Origin of the sequence: Marinomonas sp. NPDC078689 (assembly GCF_044542435.1) — a bacterium.
Lineage (GTDB): Bacteria > Pseudomonadota > Gammaproteobacteria > Pseudomonadales > Marinomonadaceae > Marinomonas > Marinomonas arenicola.
On sequence record NZ_JBITUJ010000002.1, the window covers coordinates 130,032 to 148,085 of the forward strand.

General features: G+C 47.4%; 17 protein-coding genes. 4 read left to right on the forward strand and 13 right to left on the reverse strand.

Annotated elements, in window-relative coordinates:
• Positions 1–19 precede the first annotated feature (19 nt).
• From hfq to ACIGBN_RS03780, 6 genes are all read right to left on the reverse strand, one after another.
• Complete coding sequence (gene hfq / locus ACIGBN_RS03755; RefSeq protein WP_115898762.1) at positions 20–265, reverse strand: RNA chaperone Hfq; 246 nt, start codon at positions 263–265, stop codon at positions 20–22.
• 88 nt (positions 266–353) lie between these two features.
• Entirely contained in the window at positions 354–1,286 is a 933-nt protein-coding gene (miaA, locus tag ACIGBN_RS03760; RefSeq protein ID WP_133003210.1) for a tRNA (adenosine(37)-N6)-dimethylallyltransferase MiaA, read from the reverse strand.
• 1 nt (position 1,287) lies between these two features.
• Positions 1,288–3,234 (reverse strand): DNA mismatch repair endonuclease MutL, encoded by a 1,947-nt coding sequence (gene mutL, locus ACIGBN_RS03765; protein ID WP_396663723.1) that lies wholly within the window; start codon positions 3,232–3,234, stop codon positions 1,288–1,290.
• Positions 3,235–3,288: 54 nt separating this feature from the next.
• On the reverse strand, positions 3,289–4,617 hold the full coding sequence (locus tag ACIGBN_RS03770; RefSeq protein ID WP_133003208.1) for an N-acetylmuramoyl-L-alanine amidase: 1,329 nt from the start codon (positions 4,615–4,617) through the stop codon (positions 3,289–3,291).
• 90 nt (positions 4,618–4,707) lie between these two features.
• Positions 4,708–5,175, reverse strand: coding sequence for a tRNA (adenosine(37)-N6)-threonylcarbamoyltransferase complex ATPase subunit type 1 TsaE (gene tsaE, locus ACIGBN_RS03775; RefSeq protein ID WP_396663725.1), 468 nt, complete (start codon positions 5,173–5,175; stop codon positions 4,708–4,710).
• A gap of 32 nt (positions 5,176–5,207) precedes the next feature.
• Positions 5,208–6,734 (reverse strand): NAD(P)H-hydrate dehydratase, encoded by a 1,527-nt coding sequence (locus tag ACIGBN_RS03780; RefSeq protein WP_396663727.1) that lies wholly within the window; start codon positions 6,732–6,734, stop codon positions 5,208–5,210.
• Between the two features lie 34 nt (positions 6,735–6,768).
• Here ACIGBN_RS03780 and ACIGBN_RS03785 point away from each other — a divergent pair, with 34 nt between their 5' ends.
• Positions 6,769–7,518 (forward strand): sulfite exporter TauE/SafE family protein, encoded by a 750-nt coding sequence (locus ACIGBN_RS03785; protein ID WP_396663729.1) that lies wholly within the window; start codon positions 6,769–6,771, stop codon positions 7,516–7,518.
• A 48-nt stretch (positions 7,519–7,566) separates the two neighbouring features.
• Here ACIGBN_RS03785 and orn read toward each other — a convergent pair whose 3' ends face one another.
• Complete coding sequence (orn, locus tag ACIGBN_RS03790) at positions 7,567–8,115, reverse strand: oligoribonuclease (RefSeq protein WP_133003204.1); 549 nt, start codon at positions 8,113–8,115, stop codon at positions 7,567–7,569.
• 74 nt (positions 8,116–8,189) lie between these two features.
• Here orn and rsgA point away from each other — a divergent pair, with 74 nt between their 5' ends.
• Positions 8,190–9,224 carry a small ribosomal subunit biogenesis GTPase RsgA gene (gene rsgA / locus ACIGBN_RS03795; protein ID WP_133003203.1) on the forward strand — a complete coding sequence of 345 codons (1,035 nt, stop codon included), beginning with the start codon at positions 8,190–8,192 and terminating at the stop codon, positions 9,222–9,224.
• A gap of 48 nt (positions 9,225–9,272) precedes the next feature.
• Here rsgA and ACIGBN_RS03800 read toward each other — a convergent pair whose 3' ends face one another.
• Positions 9,273–10,178: a flagellar motor protein MotB gene (locus ACIGBN_RS03800; RefSeq protein WP_133003202.1), complete on the reverse strand. Its 906-nt coding sequence runs from the start codon at positions 10,176–10,178 to the stop codon at positions 9,273–9,275.
• A gap of 34 nt (positions 10,179–10,212) precedes the next feature.
• Positions 10,213–11,067 (reverse strand): flagellar motor stator protein MotA, encoded by an 855-nt coding sequence (motA, locus tag ACIGBN_RS03805; protein WP_133003201.1) that lies wholly within the window; start codon positions 11,065–11,067, stop codon positions 10,213–10,215.
• 82 nt (positions 11,068–11,149) lie between these two features.
• Here motA and ACIGBN_RS03810 point away from each other — a divergent pair, with 82 nt between their 5' ends.
• Together ACIGBN_RS03810 and asd are read left to right on the forward strand one after the other, a co-directional pair.
• A complete protein-coding gene (locus ACIGBN_RS03810) occupies positions 11,150–12,646 on the forward strand; it encodes an HDOD domain-containing protein (RefSeq protein WP_396663732.1) in 1,497 nt (498 codons plus the stop codon).
• A gap of 14 nt (positions 12,647–12,660) precedes the next feature.
• A complete protein-coding gene (gene asd, locus ACIGBN_RS03815) occupies positions 12,661–13,515 on the forward strand; it encodes an archaetidylserine decarboxylase (protein ID WP_341563811.1) in 855 nt (284 codons plus the stop codon).
• Positions 13,516–13,656: 141 nt separating this feature from the next.
• Here asd and secF read toward each other — a convergent pair whose 3' ends face one another.
• The 4 genes from secF to tgt form a co-directional block, all read right to left on the reverse strand.
• Positions 13,657–14,571, reverse strand: a complete 915-nt coding sequence (gene secF, locus ACIGBN_RS03820; RefSeq protein WP_133003199.1) for a protein translocase subunit SecF — start codon at positions 14,569–14,571, stop codon at positions 13,657–13,659.
• A 10-nt stretch (positions 14,572–14,581) separates the two neighbouring features.
• Positions 14,582–16,432 carry a protein translocase subunit SecD gene (gene secD / locus ACIGBN_RS03825; RefSeq protein WP_133003198.1) on the reverse strand — a complete coding sequence of 617 codons (1,851 nt, stop codon included), beginning with the start codon at positions 16,430–16,432 and terminating at the stop codon, positions 14,582–14,584.
• A 76-nt stretch (positions 16,433–16,508) separates the two neighbouring features.
• Positions 16,509–16,835: a preprotein translocase subunit YajC gene (gene yajC / locus ACIGBN_RS03830; protein ID WP_133003197.1), complete on the reverse strand. Its 327-nt coding sequence runs from the start codon at positions 16,833–16,835 to the stop codon at positions 16,509–16,511.
• A 71-nt stretch (positions 16,836–16,906) separates the two neighbouring features.
• Complete coding sequence (gene tgt / locus ACIGBN_RS03835; protein ID WP_207923373.1) at positions 16,907–18,025, reverse strand: tRNA guanosine(34) transglycosylase Tgt; 1,119 nt, start codon at positions 18,023–18,025, stop codon at positions 16,907–16,909.
• Positions 18,026–18,054 lie beyond the last annotated feature (29 nt).

Consider the following 18,054-nt stretch of genomic DNA (forward strand, 5'->3'; position numbering starts at 1 on the left):
TTGCCCTGTTAACAGCAAACTATTCAGTAGCGTCTTCCGGCTGATCAGGAGAAGGGACGCGTATAGTACGAGAAGGCACAACAGTAGAAATGGCATGCTTGTATACCATTTGACTAACGGTGTTTTTCAAAAGAATCACAAACTGATCAAAGGATTCGATTTGGCCTTGAAGTTTAATACCGTTTACAAGAAAGATAGAAACAGGCACTCTCTCTTTACGTAAAACATTTAGATAAGGGTCTTGTAATGATTGCCCTTTCGACATTGGAATCTCCTTTAGCAAGCGCAAAAAATAAAATTAATCTTAGTAAAACAATACGGTAGATAGTACACGAAATCTTTCTGTATTTCCCCTATATAATCCTGCTTTCTATGTAATTCAAGGCCTGAGGAATAAGATCTTTTGCCAAACTGTCGAAAATCATCAAATCCTCCCAGCCTCGCAGCCAAGTTAGCTGCCTTTTCGCTAGCTGGCGAGTAGCAACCACTCCCTTAAAGATAGCATCTTCAAGCAAATCGTCACCATTTAAATAGTGCCATAGCTGACGGTAACCAACACAGCGCATAGAAGGAAGGTCAATAGACAAATCACCACGCCCATACAAGGATTCCACTTCTTGCAAAAAGCCTTGATCCATCATGTCGTAAAAGCGCTGCTCGATTCGTGCATGAAGCACGCTTCTTTCTTTTGGCATGACCGCCAAATTCACCATCTCAAACGGCAATGAAACAGGTGTCTGCTCAGACCACCATTGCGTCATTGATCGGCCCGATACTCGATACACCTCTAACGCTCTTTGCAAACGCTGAGGGTCATTCGGGTGAATTCGCAAAGCCGACTCAGGATCCACTCGCGCCAACTCCTCATGCAGCGCAGGCCAGCCTTTCTCCATCGCCTCTTGCTCAAGATCCGCTCTGATTTTGTCATCCGCACTTGGTAGTGGCGCCAACCCTTTTTGCAAGGCGTTAAAGTACATCATGGTTCCGCCAACCAACAAAGGCGTTTTACCCGCCGCGATAATCTCCTGAGATTGCGTCACCGCATCCTCAACAAAGTCCGCCGCCGAATACGATTCCAAAGGGTCAATGATATCAATAAGCCGATGGGGAGCTTTCGCCAATGTGCTGGCGTCCGGCTTAGCCGTCCCAATATCCATCCCCTTGTACACCAAAGCAGAATCAACACTGATAATTTCATAACCATGATTTTGCGCCAGCTCAACCGCCAACCCAGTTTTACCAGACGCCGTTGGCCCCATTAAACACACAACACTTGGCTTTGCCATACTAGCGCCCTCGCAAAAATAGTTTATCAAGATCAGACATTGTCATCTGAGTCCAAGTCGGGCGACCGTGATTGCACTGACCGCTTCGCTCGGTAATTTCCATGTCGCGCAGCAAGCTGTTCATTTCAGCAATCGTCAATTTACGATTGGCACGCACCGCACCATGACAAGACATGGTCGCCATCAACTCATTCGCCCTAGCCTCTAACAGGTCAGACACCCCATTTGCAGACAGATCGCTGATCACATCACGCACCAAGGCTTCAGTATCCGCTTTAATAAGAATAATCGGCACTTCGCGCACCATGACACTTTCTAGACCGGTGCGCTCAACCCTAAAGCCAAACGCAGAGAATACCTCGCCATTTTCCTCTACCAGATCCGCCTCGCTTTGCGACACAGACACATTGATAGGCACTAATAACGGCTGAGTGGCGATGCTTTTTTCATAGAACGAGGTCTTCATTCGCTCATACACAATGCGCTCGTGCGCTGCGTGCATATCCACCAGAATCAAACCATTTTCACTTTCCGATAAAATATAAACACCGTGCAACTGAGCAACCGCAAAACCCAAAGGAGGAACCGTTTGGTATTCTTCTTGTACACTGCCAGCAAAACCTGTCGCCACATTCAATGATGGCGCTGGGGTTTGCCGAATCTCACCGGTCAAAGGGTCAACCTGCTCATTACCAGCCGCCGGCGCATAACCGCCAGATGACGCATAGTCATTCGCATAACCAGACAAGCTTCGCATGCCTTCGAGTTGGCCCGCCACCTGATCCACTGCCACACGAGACTGAGGCGCGCGCATCCAATCGGTACTGTTCACCGGGCGATTCGCCAGAGGCAACGCGGATTGTTCGGTAATCGCCGCTTCTGGTTGCGCGACACCCTGAGAAACACTCAGACCACCCTCACTCGCCCCTTCAGTTTCGGACTCAGGTCGCACATCCGCAATCGCCTTATGAATACGACTGAACAAAAAGTCATGCACCAAACGGCCATCACGAAAGCGTACTTCATGCTTTGTTGGGTGCACATTGACATCCACCGTTGCAGGGTCTAATTCCAAATACAACACAAACGTAGGGTGTCGACCGTTGTACAAAACATCTCGATACGCCTGCCTTACCGCATGCGCCACCAGCTTATCCTTGACCACACGACCATTAACAAAGAAATACTGAAGGTCGGCTTGAGAGCGAGAAAAAGTCGGCAAACCAATCCACCCCCACAAACGCAAGCCGGCGGCTTCCACATCAATGGTCAGTGCATTTTCAATGAATTTTTTACCCAACAAACTGGCCAATCTGTGCTCAGCATGCAACTGATCGGTCACCGGGCGCAGGTCGTAAATTTGCTTACCGTTATGGCTTAATCGAAAGCCGGTATCGTAGCGACTCAATGCCAGTCGTTTCACCACCTCTTCAAGATGGTTGAATTCGGTTTTTTCCGTGCGCAAAAACTTGCGACGCGCTGGGGTATTAAAAAACAAATCGCGCACATCTATCGTCGTGCCTTTCGGGTGAGAGGCAGGGCGCACAGAGGTGCTCATATCCTTACCTTCGGTTTCCACCCGCCAAGCCTCAACTTCGCCTTCTGCCTGTGAGGTCAAATGCAAACGCGACACAGAACTGATACTCGCCAACGCCTCACCACGAAAACCCAGCGTTCGTACGGCTTCCAAATCATCGAGCGTAATGATTTTACTGGTCGCATGACGACTCAACGCCAACGACAAATCGTCCTTCAATATACCCACGCCGTTATCACGAATTTTGATACGCCTCACGCCGCCCTGCTCAACATCGATATCAAGCTGGGTCGCTCCGGCATCCAAACTGTTTTCAAGCAACTCCTTCACCACAGAGGCAGGACGCTCAACCACTTCACCAGCGGCAATTTGGTTTGCTAAACGAGGGGATAAAAGATTAATTCTTTGCATGAACTGCCTTTTATTGAGAAAAGGCCCCTGCCAAAAGGCAGAAGCCAGTAAAGATTAACTTGCGGGAATAAGAAGTTTCTGGCCAATCCAAATTACATCGTTTTTAAGCGAATTCGCACTTCTTAACGCACTCAGAGAAACATTATTACGTCGCGCAATTTGAGAAAGCGTGTCTCCCTTGGCCACAGTGTAAGCGTAACCAGCATGACGCTGCTGCTTCCATGCCACCAAGCTTCCTTTTGGTGCGTTTTTTGTAAAATACCCAACAATGCCGCTCGAAATAGCCGACGCCAGTTTATAACGGTAAGTTTTGCTGGATAAATTTTTAGCCTCGGTGCCATTCGAAACAAAACCGGTTTCAATCAAGATAGAAGGAATGTCTGGGGATTTTAACACCACAAAACCCGCTTGCTGAACCGAGCTTTTATGAAGTCGAGCCACGCCTTTTAAATCATTCAGAACACTATTCCCCACATTCAAACTCATTTGAATGGTGGAGTTCATCGACATATCCAACAGTACTTCTGCCAACAACTGATCCTTATCATCCAGCGATATGCCGCCCACAAGGTCGGCTGAGTTTTCTTGTTGCGCTAACCATCGCCCCATTTCAGAGGACTTACCACTTAATGACAGCGCCCACACCGAAGCACCGTGCGCGCTCGCCCGAGTAAAAGAGTCCGCATGGATAGAAACCATTAAATCTGCATTCGCCTCACGCGCCACTTTAGAGCGGTCACGCAACTTCAAAAAAACATCCGTGGAGCGCGTCAATACCGCCTTAAAACCATCCACCTTGTTGATTCGCCTGGCCAGTTCTTTCGCAATAGACAACACAATGTCTTTCTCACGCACTCGATATTTACCAAGAGCACCTGGGTCTTTCCCCCCATGCCCTGGGTCGATGGCGATAACAATATCGCGTTTAGCGCTCTCAATGCTCGCCAAGCTTTTAACCGTTTTGGCAACTTGCTTTTTGCCATAACTAAGCTCCACTAAAATGCGTGGACCATAACCACCACTGGCCGCTAATACGGTGCTTTTCGCTCGAACTTGCTGTGACAAGTCCAATACAAAACGAACCCCATCGTTACGACGCGCGTAGCGCACTCGCATCAGCACCCCAGAGGATAAGGCCGATAAATTGTTAACGACCTTTTCACTCAATTGAACCTTACTAATATCCAACACCACGCGGTCGGGGTTAGACAACGGAAACATCCGATGCTCCGACGCAGCAGACAACTCAAAAACCAAACGGGTAACACCGGCTTGTTGCCCTACTCTAATATCACGAATTTCTGCCGCCGATACATCAAAAGACACCAACAACAAAAAAAAATGGCAGAAAACAAACAGGTAAGTGCGAAATTTATTATGCATATCAGACAGCTAGCTAGTATATGTGACACACTATAACTGCTGACTAAGTGGATCTCAATCTTAGTCAGAAGAAAGACATTAACGGGGCAATCAATTTAACGCGTTAGCCAAACCACTGAGCGCCAACTGTCCTCTCTTTGTCCCCGCCTCCACTAACACCTTACGACCTTGCGCAATGCGCTCAATAGACACAACCACATCCGCGTCAGGCAAGACACCTTGGCCCATTTCGGCCCATTCAATCAGGCACAAACCTTGATCAGAAAAATAGTCTCTAATGCCCATGTACTCTAACTCTTCAGCATCCCCCACTCGATACAAGTCAAAGTGAAACACCTCAAGCCCGGTAAACTCATAAGGCTCAACGATCGTATAGGTTGGACTTTTGACAGGCCCTTCGTACCCTAAACCACGCAACACACCTCGAACCATGGTGGTTTTACCCATTCCCAAGTCACCTTCAAGGTATACAACCGCCCCTTTTTCAAAGGCTTGCGCTAAGCTCGCACCAAATGCTTCCATCGCTTCTTCGCCGTAAATTTCTTTTTCAACCTGCATTAACTCGTTATTCCTCAATAGTGTCTGATAATTCAATCCAAATACTCTAATACATCATAGGGCTGAGCACGATGAACCCCTCTCTTTCCAGCCATTTCGCCGGCGGCATAATTGTGCCAAGAAACCGCCATTAAAGCAGCCTCTAAAGGCGTTTTATAATACGCAAGTGTCGCACCCAGCATACCGCTCAGTACATCACCAGATCCGCCCTTGGACAGCACTGGCTCAGATTTTCCCGCAATATAAACCTGCCCTTGGGGATTTGCTATCACAGACGCTAGGCCTTTTAACACCACCACACAAGCGTATTGCTTCGCCAACGCCACACTCGCCTCAATAGGAGAACGGTTAATGGCATCGATACGCCAACCTAATAGCCGAGCAGCCTCACCCAAATGGGGGGTAATAACAGACCCCTCGGGCAAGCTTACATCACTCAATTGCGCCAACCAAAACAACCCATCCGCGTCCAAAACCAACGGCAGGGACAACGCCATCACACGCTGAAATAACGCCTCCCCCCATTCCTCTCGACCCAAACCTGGCCCAAGCACCACCACAGTGTCTTTTCGAATACCCAATGACATTGCTCGCTCATGGGCAAGGTCGAACGCCATGACATTAGGGTTTCTAACCAGAGAAGCCGCTACATGTTCACCACGAGTCATCAAAGCAACCGTACCAGCGCCCGATTTCGCCGCCGCTTCACTGGCCATAATCGCTGCCCCACCGTAACCATGATCGCCGCCAAACACAGCTACATGACCATAGCGCCCTTTATGGCTGTCGGCAAAACGCGGACAAGGCTTATGCTTAGCTAACTGGGCCACATCAAACCAATCGATTTGCTCGGAAAAAGAGGCAACAGCAAGAGACGAACGATCCCCTTCTGACATGGCGGACAACAAGGCATTCGACCCTAAATTCTCATTAACCAAGCGCCCCGAGGCAATGCTTCCCAACCCTAAGACATGACCAATTTTAGGCTGCACCATGGACAGGGTAATATCCGCCGCCACGTACGCTTGCGCATAACCTGTATCGGCATCCACCCCCGTGGGTAAATCAATGGCCATTACCGAGGCACCTGCTCGCTTCGCACGATTAATCCAATCAACAACCGAACACAAAGCATCGTCAAGCGGTAAACGCGCACCAATGCCCAGCACACCATCAACCACCACAGACCCAACGCATTCACGCAGAGCGTCAAATGGTTCGATGTCCACACCATCCGCAAGCGCCAAATCAAACGCTTTTAGTGCATCACCCCGTCGTTCGGTTTTTGCACAATCCAAAACCAATACATTCAACTCAGCTTGTTTTAATAAGCGCGCCAATAGAAGACCATCGCCGCCATTATTGCCACCACCAACCACAATGACAAAGTGCTGGGAATCGGGCCAATTTATGGCAATATGCTTAAACAGCATTTGGGCTGCACGCTGCATCACAGCAAAAGGGTCCCTCTCAGCCGCAAACAGACGCTTTTCTATTTGCCTGATGGCCGCCACGGTGAACACTGGCTGAGCAACAAAGCTTCCAATATGTTTGATCATCTTCATCACCTATAAATACACGCTAAGGTTATCTATGGATTGGCTACTTATTTCACTTATTGCGATTGCGGTTGTACTAACTGGCATTTCTAAAGGCGGCTTTTCAGGGGCATTTGGCATTCTCGCCGTCCCACTGATCTCACTAACAACCTCCCCCATGCACGCAGCCGCCATCATGCTTCCTATATTATGTCTTATGGATCTTTTTACCGTGCAAAAGTTCTGGAAAAAATGGGACACAGCACAACTTAAAAAATGCATTCCACCGGCCATTATAGGCGTGATTATTGGCGGTTTAACAGCCAATTGGTTTTCTGAAGACTGGCTAAAGACGTTAGTCGGGCTCATTGCCATTGGCTTTTCCATTAACTCATGGCCAACCGAAAAACGAAAACGCACCCTTAACCCGCTCAGCTTTATCGCGGCAAACGCCTGGTGCACACTCGGTGGTTTCACCAGTTTTATTGCCCATGCCGGTGGCGCACCAATGAGCGTTTACCTGTTAAGAGCAAAGCTCGATAAAACACGCTATGTGGCCACCGCCGCGGTTATTTTCGCCACCATCAACTACGTAAAACTGATCCCATACACCTTGCTCGGAGAATTTAATACTCACACAGTGTTACTGTCTCTAAGCTTCGCTCCACTGGCCTATCTGGGTGTTCAATTGGGCGCCTGGCTACACTACAAACTGTCTTCTGACGTGTTTTTTAAGTGCATCTTTGTGTTTTTATTTTTAACGGGGCTCAAACTTACTTACGATGGCCTATCCGCCATTCTATAAAAAAGGCGCGCTGGTTAAGCGCGCCTTTCAAAAAGCAAAGCTCAGCGATTACGCGAGGCCAAACATGGTTTTTCGATAGTGCTGCAACTCACCAATGGACTCCATAATATCATCCAGCGCCAAATGCGCCCCTTTCTTAGTAAACCCTTCTAACGCCTCTGGCTTCCAGCGTCTTGCCAACTCTTTAATCGTACTCACATCAATATATCGATAATGGAAAAACGCTTCCAGCTTCGGCATATACTGGTATAAAAAGCGACGGTCTTGGCCCACACTATTCCCACAAATTGGCGACGCGCCAGCGGGTAAATATTGCTCTAAAAACGCAATGGTTTCTGACTCTGCTTGCGCCATACTGATGTCTGATGACAAAACGCGTGCCGTCAATCCTGACTCACCATGATGCTGGGTACACCACTCATCCATGGCGTCCATAACGGCTTTTTCTTGATGAATAACAAGATTCGGACCTTTCGCCAGCACATTAAGATTTTTATCGGTTACCACAGTGGCAATTTCGATAATGGTTTCTTTCTCAGGATCCAATCCGGTCATTTCTAGATCAATCCACACTAAATTTTCATTACTAAAGCTCATCTTCGTCCAAATCCTTTATTATCAATGCTAAGCATTATACTCTATGCCCCTTACTATATGACCAGTCGAATCTAATGTCGAAGCGAAAACTAACCAAACAACAAACTTGGCGAATTGAAAGAATTCAAAAAGAACGTGTAGAACGCACACAAAAGCGCGATGAGCGCGCCGAAGAGGTCTTACAGTCGTCAGATCTTGGCCCAGAGACAAGCGGAATTATCTTGTCGCACTTTGGCACCCAGGTGGAAGTTGAGGGTATCCAAGAACCTTTCATAGGCGTCGCGACACGCTGTAATTTGCGCGCTAACCTAGGCCAGCTCGTTACTGGCGACAAGGTGATTTGGCGTCCAAAACAGAACGAAGGCGGTGTTGTGGTTGCGACCACCCCTCGCGTTACCTCCCTGTCTCGTCCGGACATGCACGGCCGACTCAAACCCGTGGCCGCCAACATAGACCACATTGTCATTGTGATTGCCGTTGAACCAGAAGCGCACGCGAACCTGATCGACCGTTATTTGGTCGCCGCAGAAACAGTGGGCATTCCACCGGTTATCTTGCTCAACAAAAGCGACCTGATCAACGAGAAAAACAAAGCTGGGCTCGACACGTTAATGAGCACCTACGAGAAGCTCGGCTACCAAATCATTCGCACGTCAATTTCCAATCAAGCTGGCATGGAATCCCTATACGATTTTATGCAAAACAAAACCAGCGTCTTTGTTGGTCAGTCTGGAGTGGGGAAATCCTCTTTAATCAGCACATTGCTGCCTGGCGTGGACATCACGGTCGGGGAATTGTCGCAAAAAAGAAAGAAAGGCGTTCACACCACAACGGCGGCTCGCCTATTCCACATGCCTAAAGGGGGAGATCTTATCGACTCACCTGGTATCCGGGAATTTGGTTTGTGGCATATTTCAGAAGACGAATTGTTAAATGGTTTCATTGAGTTTCGTCCGCACATTGGCTATTGCCGATTTAGAGACTGTGCCCATGAAAAAGAGCCTGGCTGCGCTATTCTAGAAGCCCTTGAAAAAGGCGAAATAGAGCAACACCGCTTCGAAAGCTACCTAAGAATCAAGCAGTCCATCCGAGACAATAACGCCTTCTAAACGAAGGCATTATGCTTTATCACCCAGCACTCCTAAGCAACCCTCTGCTTAGAAAACAGACTCAGGCGACAACTTCAAATCTGCTTGCTTAATCGTTGGGCCGTAATTCAGCTCATTGCGCTTTAACAAGGTTTTATAAGCGGAATCGGTCAGCAATGTAATGCTAATACGACGGTTTTCTGGGCTATTTGGGTCCACTCGATTGTACGGCACCGTATCAGACAAACCGATTACTTGCGCCACTCGACGATCCTCCACTCCGCCTTCTTCCAAGATTTTTCTGGCGGCATTGGCTCGACGCGAAGACAAATCCCAGTTATCCAATCCATTACCACCAAATTTTACCGAATCCGTATGCCCAGTGATCGTAATAGGATTACTCACCTTGGCAAAAATAGGCGCCATACTCAGCAAGATGTTTTCAAAGTCTGGAATAAACTGCGCACTGCCGCGCTCAAACATTGGCTTATCTGGATCATCCAACAAGGTAATCCGCACCCCTTGAGGGGTAATTTCAATGCGAATATTGTTCATTAAGGCGTTGCTTAAATTCATATTTTTAAGATCTGCCTGCAGCGTTCGGTTCATTTCCTCCAGCTCTTTCTGACTGTCGTCTTTGGCTTTTTCTGTCTGCTTATTCAACTCTTTTGTACTTCCTGGGTCAGGCAAATCAAGGTCCAACTTCTTTTCCGTACTTTTTGCCGGACTGCCGCCTAAATCAATCGGCTCAGCACTAAAGCCTGACTTTGACTGCCCAAGAGGGTCGTTAAAATAACCTTGAATCACCACCAACTCTTGAGGAGAGGCAACGTTGATCACCCACAACACCAAGAAAAAAGCCATCATGGCCAACGCAAAATCCGCTAAGGCTATTTTCCAAGCCCCGCCATGATGACCGCCTTTTTTGACTTTTTTTACGCGACGAATGATGATGTCGCCAGAACCTACCGCCATAAAACAGCCTCCACTTCCATCAACCGCGATGCACTCATCGGTACTGTTTCAATTGGTCAGACAGCTCAATAAAGCTTGGTCTCATTTCTGGCGGCAATAACTTACGGCCGGTTTCAGCAGCAACCGGTGGCGCGTAACCTGACACAACAGAAATCAAGCACGACTTAATGCACAAGTAGGCTTTTAACTCATGAGCCCCTAAATTTTCCAAATGCGCAGAAGCTGGGCCAATAAACCCATAAGCAAAGAAAATACCCAAAAAGGTTCCCACCAACGCCGCCGCCACATGGTTGCCTATTTCAGTCATAGGACCGCCAATCGACCCCATAGTAATGACAATCCCCAACACCGCGGCCACAATACCAAACCCAGGTAAGGCCTCCGCCACTCGATTCACCGCATGACTCGGCGCCAACAGCTCTTCACCAATTTGCTCGATCTCAGAATCCATAATCGCTTCAAGCTCATAAGCAGGAAGCCCGGTTAGCGTGAATATGCGGTAATTATCGGTTAAGAAGTTCACTATCTCGTGATCCCTCAACACATCAGGAAAGCGAGCAAATAATTCACTCGTGAAAGGCGACTCAATATCATCCTCAATGGCCAAGAAGCCATCTTGACGGCTTTTCTGAAACAAAGAATAGATCAACCCCAAAAGCTGGAGATAAAATGTTTTATTATGACGGCTCCCGGTAATCACCTGAGGCGCCATAGAAAGTACTTTTTTCTGCAAGGAGAAAGGGTTCGCCATCATGAATGCACCCAAAGCGGCACCACAAATGATGAGAATTTCAAACGGCTGCCATAGAACAGCCATATTACCGTGCGATGCTAGATAGCCACTTACTACACTGATAATAACAATCAGCATGCCCGCTAACGCAAACATATATTCTTCCTTAATATGACAAAGTATGCTCTTTAATAAATATACAGTATGATTAATGGAATCAAGTATTTTAGAGCTTTTAATGCAGCGACCTATGAAAGACAAGTCACCTTACGGCCTCAACAAATGGCTACGTTTTCTTAAGGATCACAAGCTACCTGTTAGGTCCGAAAACTTAGCGAGCTTAAAGAAACACATATCGCATCCAGATGCTACCATTGAAAACCTACAAACAAAAATCAAACGAGAGCCACTTGTCGCCTTTGCTCTGCTTAATCAAGCAAACAAAATCATCCCAAACAAACGCGGCGAGATAAAAAACCCTTATCACGCAGGCTCCATGCTTGGCATGAACGGCATCAAGCAGAGCTTTACAGACCTGTCGCCCTACACACACTCTAACAGCAATCCAGCCCACGTCGCCTTCTTGCAAGAGATACAAACCAGCTACGAAGCCGCTGGCATCGCCAATCGCTGGGCCAGCGGAAAAAGCACCGAGCACGAAGAGATCTTTTGGATAACTTTTTTTAGAAACACACCGCGCTGGTTAATGTGGTTTTTTGCCTACCCTGTCATGGAACGCCTACAAAGCAAACTTGCCGCAGGCGAAAACGCCGCCCAAGCAGAAATAAGCGTACTCGGCTGTCGGATTGATGAAATCACCGTGCACATGTGCAAATACTGGAACGCGCCTCGCGCTATTATAGAGTCTTTTCTAACCAGCCATGTGCCCAGCAACGAAGAGCTCAAAACATTAGCAAGGCTCAGCCACACCCCCGATCAGCTTCCAGGTTTTATCGAAGACAAACGACTAACGATCTTAGCAAACAGCCCGTTAATGTTTGTTTATTGTGCCAACAAGCTCATCCAAGAGGCGTTATTGCACGGCTGGCAAGGCAACACGCTGCATTTTTACTACCGCGTGATTGCCACCATCACCCACGATTACTTAGGCAAAGCAATCCAGAACGCCCATCTAGGTTGTGCTGAGGCCGCGACCCTTTATCTACACACCGCCAAAGTGCCACTTGCCTGTCAGCTATTATCGCCCACTCTGTACTCACCAGTTCGCACTAAAAAAGCAACGCCTGCTCACATTCCCAGGTCTGCAATGGATAAGCTCAAAACACAACTGAGCAATCCGGCGTTAAAAACAAAAGAAAAACTGAATCTAGCCCTTAAAACCATTAAACTCACCATACCCAATGCCCAGCAGGCTATTTTACTCAAGCACACCGACGGTAAAATCAGCCCCGCCATGCAATATGGGCAAGACGTTAGCATCATCAAAAATGTAAAATGGAACATGCCATCGTCACTGTTTAAAAAAATGATCCAAAAACGTTCTGCTATTCACTGCCAAGGAAGCACATTGTCGGACTTGATAAACGACCTTCCTTATCTAGCAGACAGCCTTATTGATCAAAATGGCCATTTAATACTCGCGTCCACACCGATATCAGAAACGGAAACTGGCATTTTTTGGCTAACCACATCGAATGGCTTCAACGATAAAGATTATTCAAATTTAAAAAAGATTGTGATGCTGATTAGCCACAACCCAAGAAAGACACTTTAGACTAGGAAAAACTTGTGACCAAAGATCAACTTTTTGCGTTCGCGCAACAAATAACACCTCAAAAAACCCTTTCCAGAGTGATAGGAAAAATTGCAGAATGCGAAACATCTTGGGTTAAGAACACCTTCATTACTCAATTTATTAAAAAATACCAAGTAGACATGTCTCAAGCGATCAACAGTGATCCACTGTCTTATCGCAATTTTAATGATTTCTTCACCCGCGCAATTCGCCCTGAGCTTCGCCCTATCAGTGAAGAAAGCAACAGCATTGCCTGCCCGGCTGACGGCGCTATCAGCCAGCTTGGCAACATCGAGCATGGCACCATATTGCAAGCCAAAGGTCATCACTACAGCCTTACAAGCTTATTGGGTGGCGATGCCGCTTTGTCCGATCAATTTCTAGGCGGCTCTTTTGCAACCGTGTATTTGTCGCCAAAAGACTACCATCGCGTGCACATGCCTCTAACAGGCAAACTCACCAAGATGATCCACATCCCTGGCAAGCTGTTCTCTGTCAACAAGGTAACGGCCGAGCAGATACCCAGCGTTTTCGCTCGTAACGAACGCACCGTATGCCTATTTGATACCGAAGCAGGCCCCATGGCCGTGATTCTTGTGGGCGCCATGATAGTGGCCAGCATTGAGACCGTCTGGGCAGGCCAAGTTACCCCTTTTAACAAAAATGTGGTGACTTGGGATTACAGCGCCCTTAATGACGTAGTGATTAAGAAAGGCGAAGAAATGGGCCGCTTTAAGCTAGGCTCTACGGCCATTGTATTATTTGGCAAAGACGCCGTGAACTGGGAAGAAAGCCTGCAAGCAGAAACCCCAACCACCATGGGCATGCCATTTGGCACCATCAAATAAGCCATTGACGCTGCGACACTAGATTTTAGACAATAAAAAGCCTGCAATAAGCAGGCTTTTTTTGACTCTCAAACAGGATAACCTTGAAACAGGCTGCCTTGAAAACAAGCGTCGCGGCACAGTGCCCGCAACGCAGTAATGCTATGGCAACTCGTCTTCTAACTGCTCTTTTGGTGCAGGAATAAGATCTTCTCGGGTTACCTTCATCGTGAGCAGCAAGTTCGCCGCCACAAAGATAGAAGAGTACGTACCGATAAGAATACCGAACAAGAGCGCTAGCGAGAAGTTATGAATCGACTCGCCACCGTAGAAGAACAACACAAACAAGGTAAACAAGGTGGTTAAGGACGTGATAATAGTACGTCCCAGCGTTTGGTTGATCGATAAGTTAATCAAGTCATAAGGCTTGATGTCACGCAGAATACGGAAGTTTTCCCGAATCCGGTCACAGACCACAATGGTGTCATTCAACGAGTAACCAATCAGCGCAAGAATCGCCGCCAATACGGTTAAATCGAATTCGTAACCGAACAAAGAGAAGAAACCCAATGTAATGGTCACATCGTGAACCAAGGCAATCACCGATGCCAATGAGAACTTAAACTGGAAACGCACCGCAACGTAAATCATCACGATCAACAGCGCCAGCAACATACCTAAGCCGCCCTGCTCTCGTAACTCTTCACCCACTTGTGCACCCACAAATTCAGAACGCTTCAAAGACACAGACACATTGCCGTTGTCTTCAAGAGTAGACAATACCTGACCACCCAGTTCTGGCGTGTAAGCATTTGCCATGCGCACAACAACATCCGTTGGTGAACCAAAGTTCTGCACAACAACGTCACTGTAGCCGCCTTTATCCAGCAGACCACGCACCTCATCAAGCTGCGGCGCTTGCTGATAAGACACCTCAATCAAGGTACCGCCGGTAAAGTCCAAACCAAACTTAATACCCTTGGTCGCCAAAGAGGCAATAGAAATAAGGATCAGCGTAATCGAGAACAAGGCCACGACTTTACGCATCGCCATAAATGGAATTTTTGTCACTTTCATGGCTTTCTCCTTAAATGTACAGTTTCTTGTTAGCACGTCCGCCGTAAACAAGATTAACTTGTGCACGCGTCACGACAATCGCCGTAAACATGGACGTAAGAATACCCAGCGACAAAGTAACCGCGAAGCCTTTCACTGACCCAGTACCGACGGCGAACAAGATAATCGCCACCAACAAGGTCGTAATGTTGGCATCAAAGATGGTCGTAAAGGCACGGTTAAAGCCGGAATGAATCGCCTGATGACTCGGGGTTCCGCTCGCCAACTCCTCTTTGATCCTAGAGAATATGAGCACGTTGGCGTCCACCGCCATCCCCATGGTCAGCACGATACCTGCAATCCCCGGAAGCGTTAACGTTGCCCCTAGAACCGACATACAAGCGAGCAATAAAACCACGTTCAAGATCAAAGAAACGTTCGCAAACAAACCAAACAGTCGGTAATACGCCAACATAAACAGCATCACAACCAACAAACCAATCTGCGCAGAAACCATACCTAAATGAATGTTTTCAGCACCCAAGCTTGGCCCAATGGTACGCTCTTCTACGAAGTAAATTGGCGCCGCCAACGCACCCGCTCGAAGCAGCAATGCCAACTCAGACGATTCGCGTGAACTATCAAGACCAGTAATCCTGAACGAATTACCCAAGGTGGTTTGGATGGTCGCTAAAGAAATGATGCCTTTTTCACTGTAGCTCTTACGAACTTCTTTCAGTTTGCCATCTGTTTTAACAAAGCGAACCCGTGATTTGTGCTCAATGAAGACAACCGCCATGTTACGACCTACTGCCGCACGCGTGACTTTCGCCATCTTCTGACCACCCTTAGAATCCAAGCTAATGTTCACTTGAGGACGGCCATTTTCATCAAAAGAAGAGCTCGCATCAGACACGCTATCACCAGTGATAATAATGTCTCTGTCTAAACGCGCCGTACGGCCACTGCCATTACGGAAGTTCAAGGTTTCAACATCGCCACCCTTATCATCCAATCCAGCTTCCAGATGGAACTCAAGGTTGGCGGTCGCACCGATAATACGTTTTGCTGTTGCAGTATCTTGCACACCAGGCAATTCCACTACAATACGATCGCTACCCTGACGCTGCACCAACGGCTCAGCCACACCCAACTCGTTAACACGGTTACGTAATGTGGTTAAGTTCTGCTGGATCGCATAAGACTCGATGCTTTTACGTGACGCATCTGTAAAGCCTGCGTCCAAGTAGAAGTCCGAACCGTCTTGGCGCGTACTGTAAACGTACTCATTGAATTGATCTTTCAACAGCGACTCTGCTTTATCAAGATCCGCTTCTTGCAAGAAACGAATTGAGAGCACGCCATTGTCAATGCTGACACTGCGGTAACGAACACGTTCCTTACGCAGCGCGGCTTTCATTTCACTGGAAGCCACGTCCAGCTTCTGCTTAAGCGCCGCTGGCATATCAACCTGAAGCAAGAAATGCACACCGCCACGTAAGTCTAAGCCAAGTTTCGCAGGACCCGCACCAATAGACGACAGCCAATCTGGCGTCGTTGGAACAAGGTTCAATGCCGTCACATAACCATCACCTAACGCAGCAGCCACAACTGGCTTAGCCGCTAATTGGTCCTCACCACTATTGAAGCGCAAGGTACCACCAGCAGAGGTCAGCTCTGCTTTTTTCAAATTTATATGGGCGTCAGAAAGCGCCTCTCTTGCTTTTTCTAATGTGCGCTCATCAACGACAGTCGTTGTTTTTTGAGTGGAAATTTGCAACGCCGGATCATCCGGATACAAGTTGGGTACGGCGTAGATAACCCCTAACGCCAATACAAGAAGAATTAGCAAATACTTCCACAAGGGGTACTTGTTGAGCATGAAAAATCCCTTACACCTAAAATTAAGACAAACTAAAATAAGAAAAGCGCCTAAGAAAGGCGCTTTTCAGGGAAGGTTAGATGGATTTCAACGTCCCTTTAGGTAGCACAGCCGCTACTGAAGACTTTTGGAACTTCATCTCGATGTTCTCAGCAACTTCTAGTACAACGTAGTTATCATCTACACGAGATACTTTACCTAGTACGCCGCCGCCTGTTACCACTTCCGTTCCTTTTGCCAAAGAAGCAATCAAGTTTTTATGCTCTTTAGTACGTTTTGCTTGTGGGCGCCACATAAGGAAATAAAAGATAACGACAAAGCCGCCAAGCAACACTAGGTTGAAAATGCCAGCACTAGCTGGTGCTGCATCTGCCGCGTACGCGGATGAGATCAATGAGATCATGGTGTTAAACTCTCCAATGGTTTATGAAACTGTGGGCCACTCTTTTATGAGCAGCCATTATAAATTGATTATTATTCACTCAAAGGTGGCGTTTCCATGCCACGCTTCGCATAAAACTCATCAACAAAGGCGTCAAATCTACCTTCATCGAGCGCTTGACGCAATCCCGCCATAAGCGTTTGGTAATACCTTAAGTTATGAATCGTGTTCAATTGAGCACCGACCATTTCCTGACACTTATCCAAATGATGTAAATAAGACCGAGAAAAGTTTTTACAAGTGTAACAATCACATTCTTTATCTAATGGGGCTGTATCGTGACGATTTGAGGCATTACGAATGCGCACAACGCCATCAGAAGTGAACAAATGGCCATTACGCGCATTACGCGTTGGCATCACGCAATCGAACATATCGACACCGCGACGCACACCTTCCACCAAATCTTCTGGCTTACCAACCCCCATCAAATAGCGTGGCTTGTCTTCTGGCATTTTCGGCGTCACATAATCCAACACCTTCATCATTTCGTCTTTTGGCTCACCCACTGACAAACCGCCAATGGCATAACCATCAAAGCCGATGTCTACCAAGCCTTCTAAGGATTCATCGCGAAGGTTTTCGTACATGCTGCCCTGAATAATACCGAACAACGCCGATGGGCTGTCGCCATGTTCTTTCTTCGAACGCTGCGCCCAACGCAGACTCATGCGCATGGAATCCGCAGCACGCTCAGGCGTCGCAGGATAAGGTGTACATTCGTCGAAAATCATCACAATGTCAGAGCCTAAGTCTTTTTGCACCTGCATAGAAATTTCAGGACTCAAAAAGACTTTAGACCCATTAATTGGAGAACGGAAACTCACCCCTTCTTCGGTAATCTTACGCATCTCACCCAAAGAGAAAACCTGAAAACCACCGGAATCCGTTAGAATCGGTTTTTTCCATTGAGTAAAGTCATGCAAGTCACCGTGCGCCTTCACCACTTCAGTGCCTGGGCGCAACCAAAGGTGAAACGTGTTACCTAAAATAATATCGGCACCAATTTCTTCAATGTCTTTGGTCAACATCCCTTTTACGGTACCGTAAGTACCTACCGGCATAAACGCTGGCGTTTCCACTTTACCTCGAGGAAAAGTCAGCGTTGCACGACGCGCCTTACCTGATGTTGTGTGAAGGTCAAAGTCCATAAAACATTCTGGACGCTTATCTGACATAC

Bases quoted from the DNA above. Each gene is read 5' to 3' on its own strand.
- hfq (WP_115898762.1), bottom strand. From the start codon at position 265: ATGTCGAAAGGGCAATCATTACAAGACCCTTATCTAAATGTTTTACGT.
- miaA (WP_133003210.1), bottom strand. From the start codon at position 1,286: ATGGCAAAGCCAAGTGTTGTGTGTTTAATGGGGCCAACGGCGTCTGGT.
- mutL (WP_396663723.1), bottom strand. From the start codon at position 3,234: ATGCAAAGAATTAATCTTTTATCCCCTCGTTTAGCAAACCAAATTGCC.
- ACIGBN_RS03770 (WP_133003208.1), bottom strand. From the start codon at position 4,617: ATGCATAATAAATTTCGCACTTACCTGTTTGTTTTCTGCCATTTTTTT.
- tsaE (WP_396663725.1), bottom strand. From the start codon at position 5,175: ATGCAGGTTGAAAAAGAAATTTACGGCGAAGAAGCGATGGAAGCATTT.
- ACIGBN_RS03780 (WP_396663727.1), bottom strand. From the start codon at position 6,734: ATGATCAAACATATTGGAAGCTTTGTTGCTCAGCCAGTGTTCACCGTG.
- ACIGBN_RS03785 (WP_396663729.1), top strand. From the start codon at position 6,769: ATGGATTGGCTACTTATTTCACTTATTGCGATTGCGGTTGTACTAACT.
- orn (WP_133003204.1), bottom strand. From the start codon at position 8,115: ATGAGCTTTAGTAATGAAAATTTAGTGTGGATTGATCTAGAAATGACC.
- rsgA (WP_133003203.1), top strand. From the start codon at position 8,190: ATGTCGAAGCGAAAACTAACCAAACAACAAACTTGGCGAATTGAAAGA.
- ACIGBN_RS03800 (WP_133003202.1), bottom strand. From the start codon at position 10,178: ATGGCGGTAGGTTCTGGCGACATCATCATTCGTCGCGTAAAAAAAGTC.
- motA (WP_133003201.1), bottom strand. From the start codon at position 11,067: ATGTTTGCGTTAGCGGGCATGCTGATTGTTATTATCAGTGTAGTAAGT.
- ACIGBN_RS03810 (WP_396663732.1), top strand. From the start codon at position 11,150: ATGCAGCGACCTATGAAAGACAAGTCACCTTACGGCCTCAACAAATGG.
- secF (WP_133003199.1), bottom strand. From the start codon at position 14,571: ATGAAAGTGACAAAAATTCCATTTATGGCGATGCGTAAAGTCGTGGCC.
- secD (WP_133003198.1), bottom strand. From the start codon at position 16,432: ATGCTCAACAAGTACCCCTTGTGGAAGTATTTGCTAATTCTTCTTGTA.
- yajC (WP_133003197.1), bottom strand. From the start codon at position 16,835: ATGATCTCATTGATCTCATCCGCGTACGCGGCAGATGCAGCACCAGCT.
- tgt (WP_207923373.1), bottom strand. From the start codon at position 18,025: ATGGACTTTGACCTTCACACAACATCAGGTAAGGCGCGTCGTGCAACG.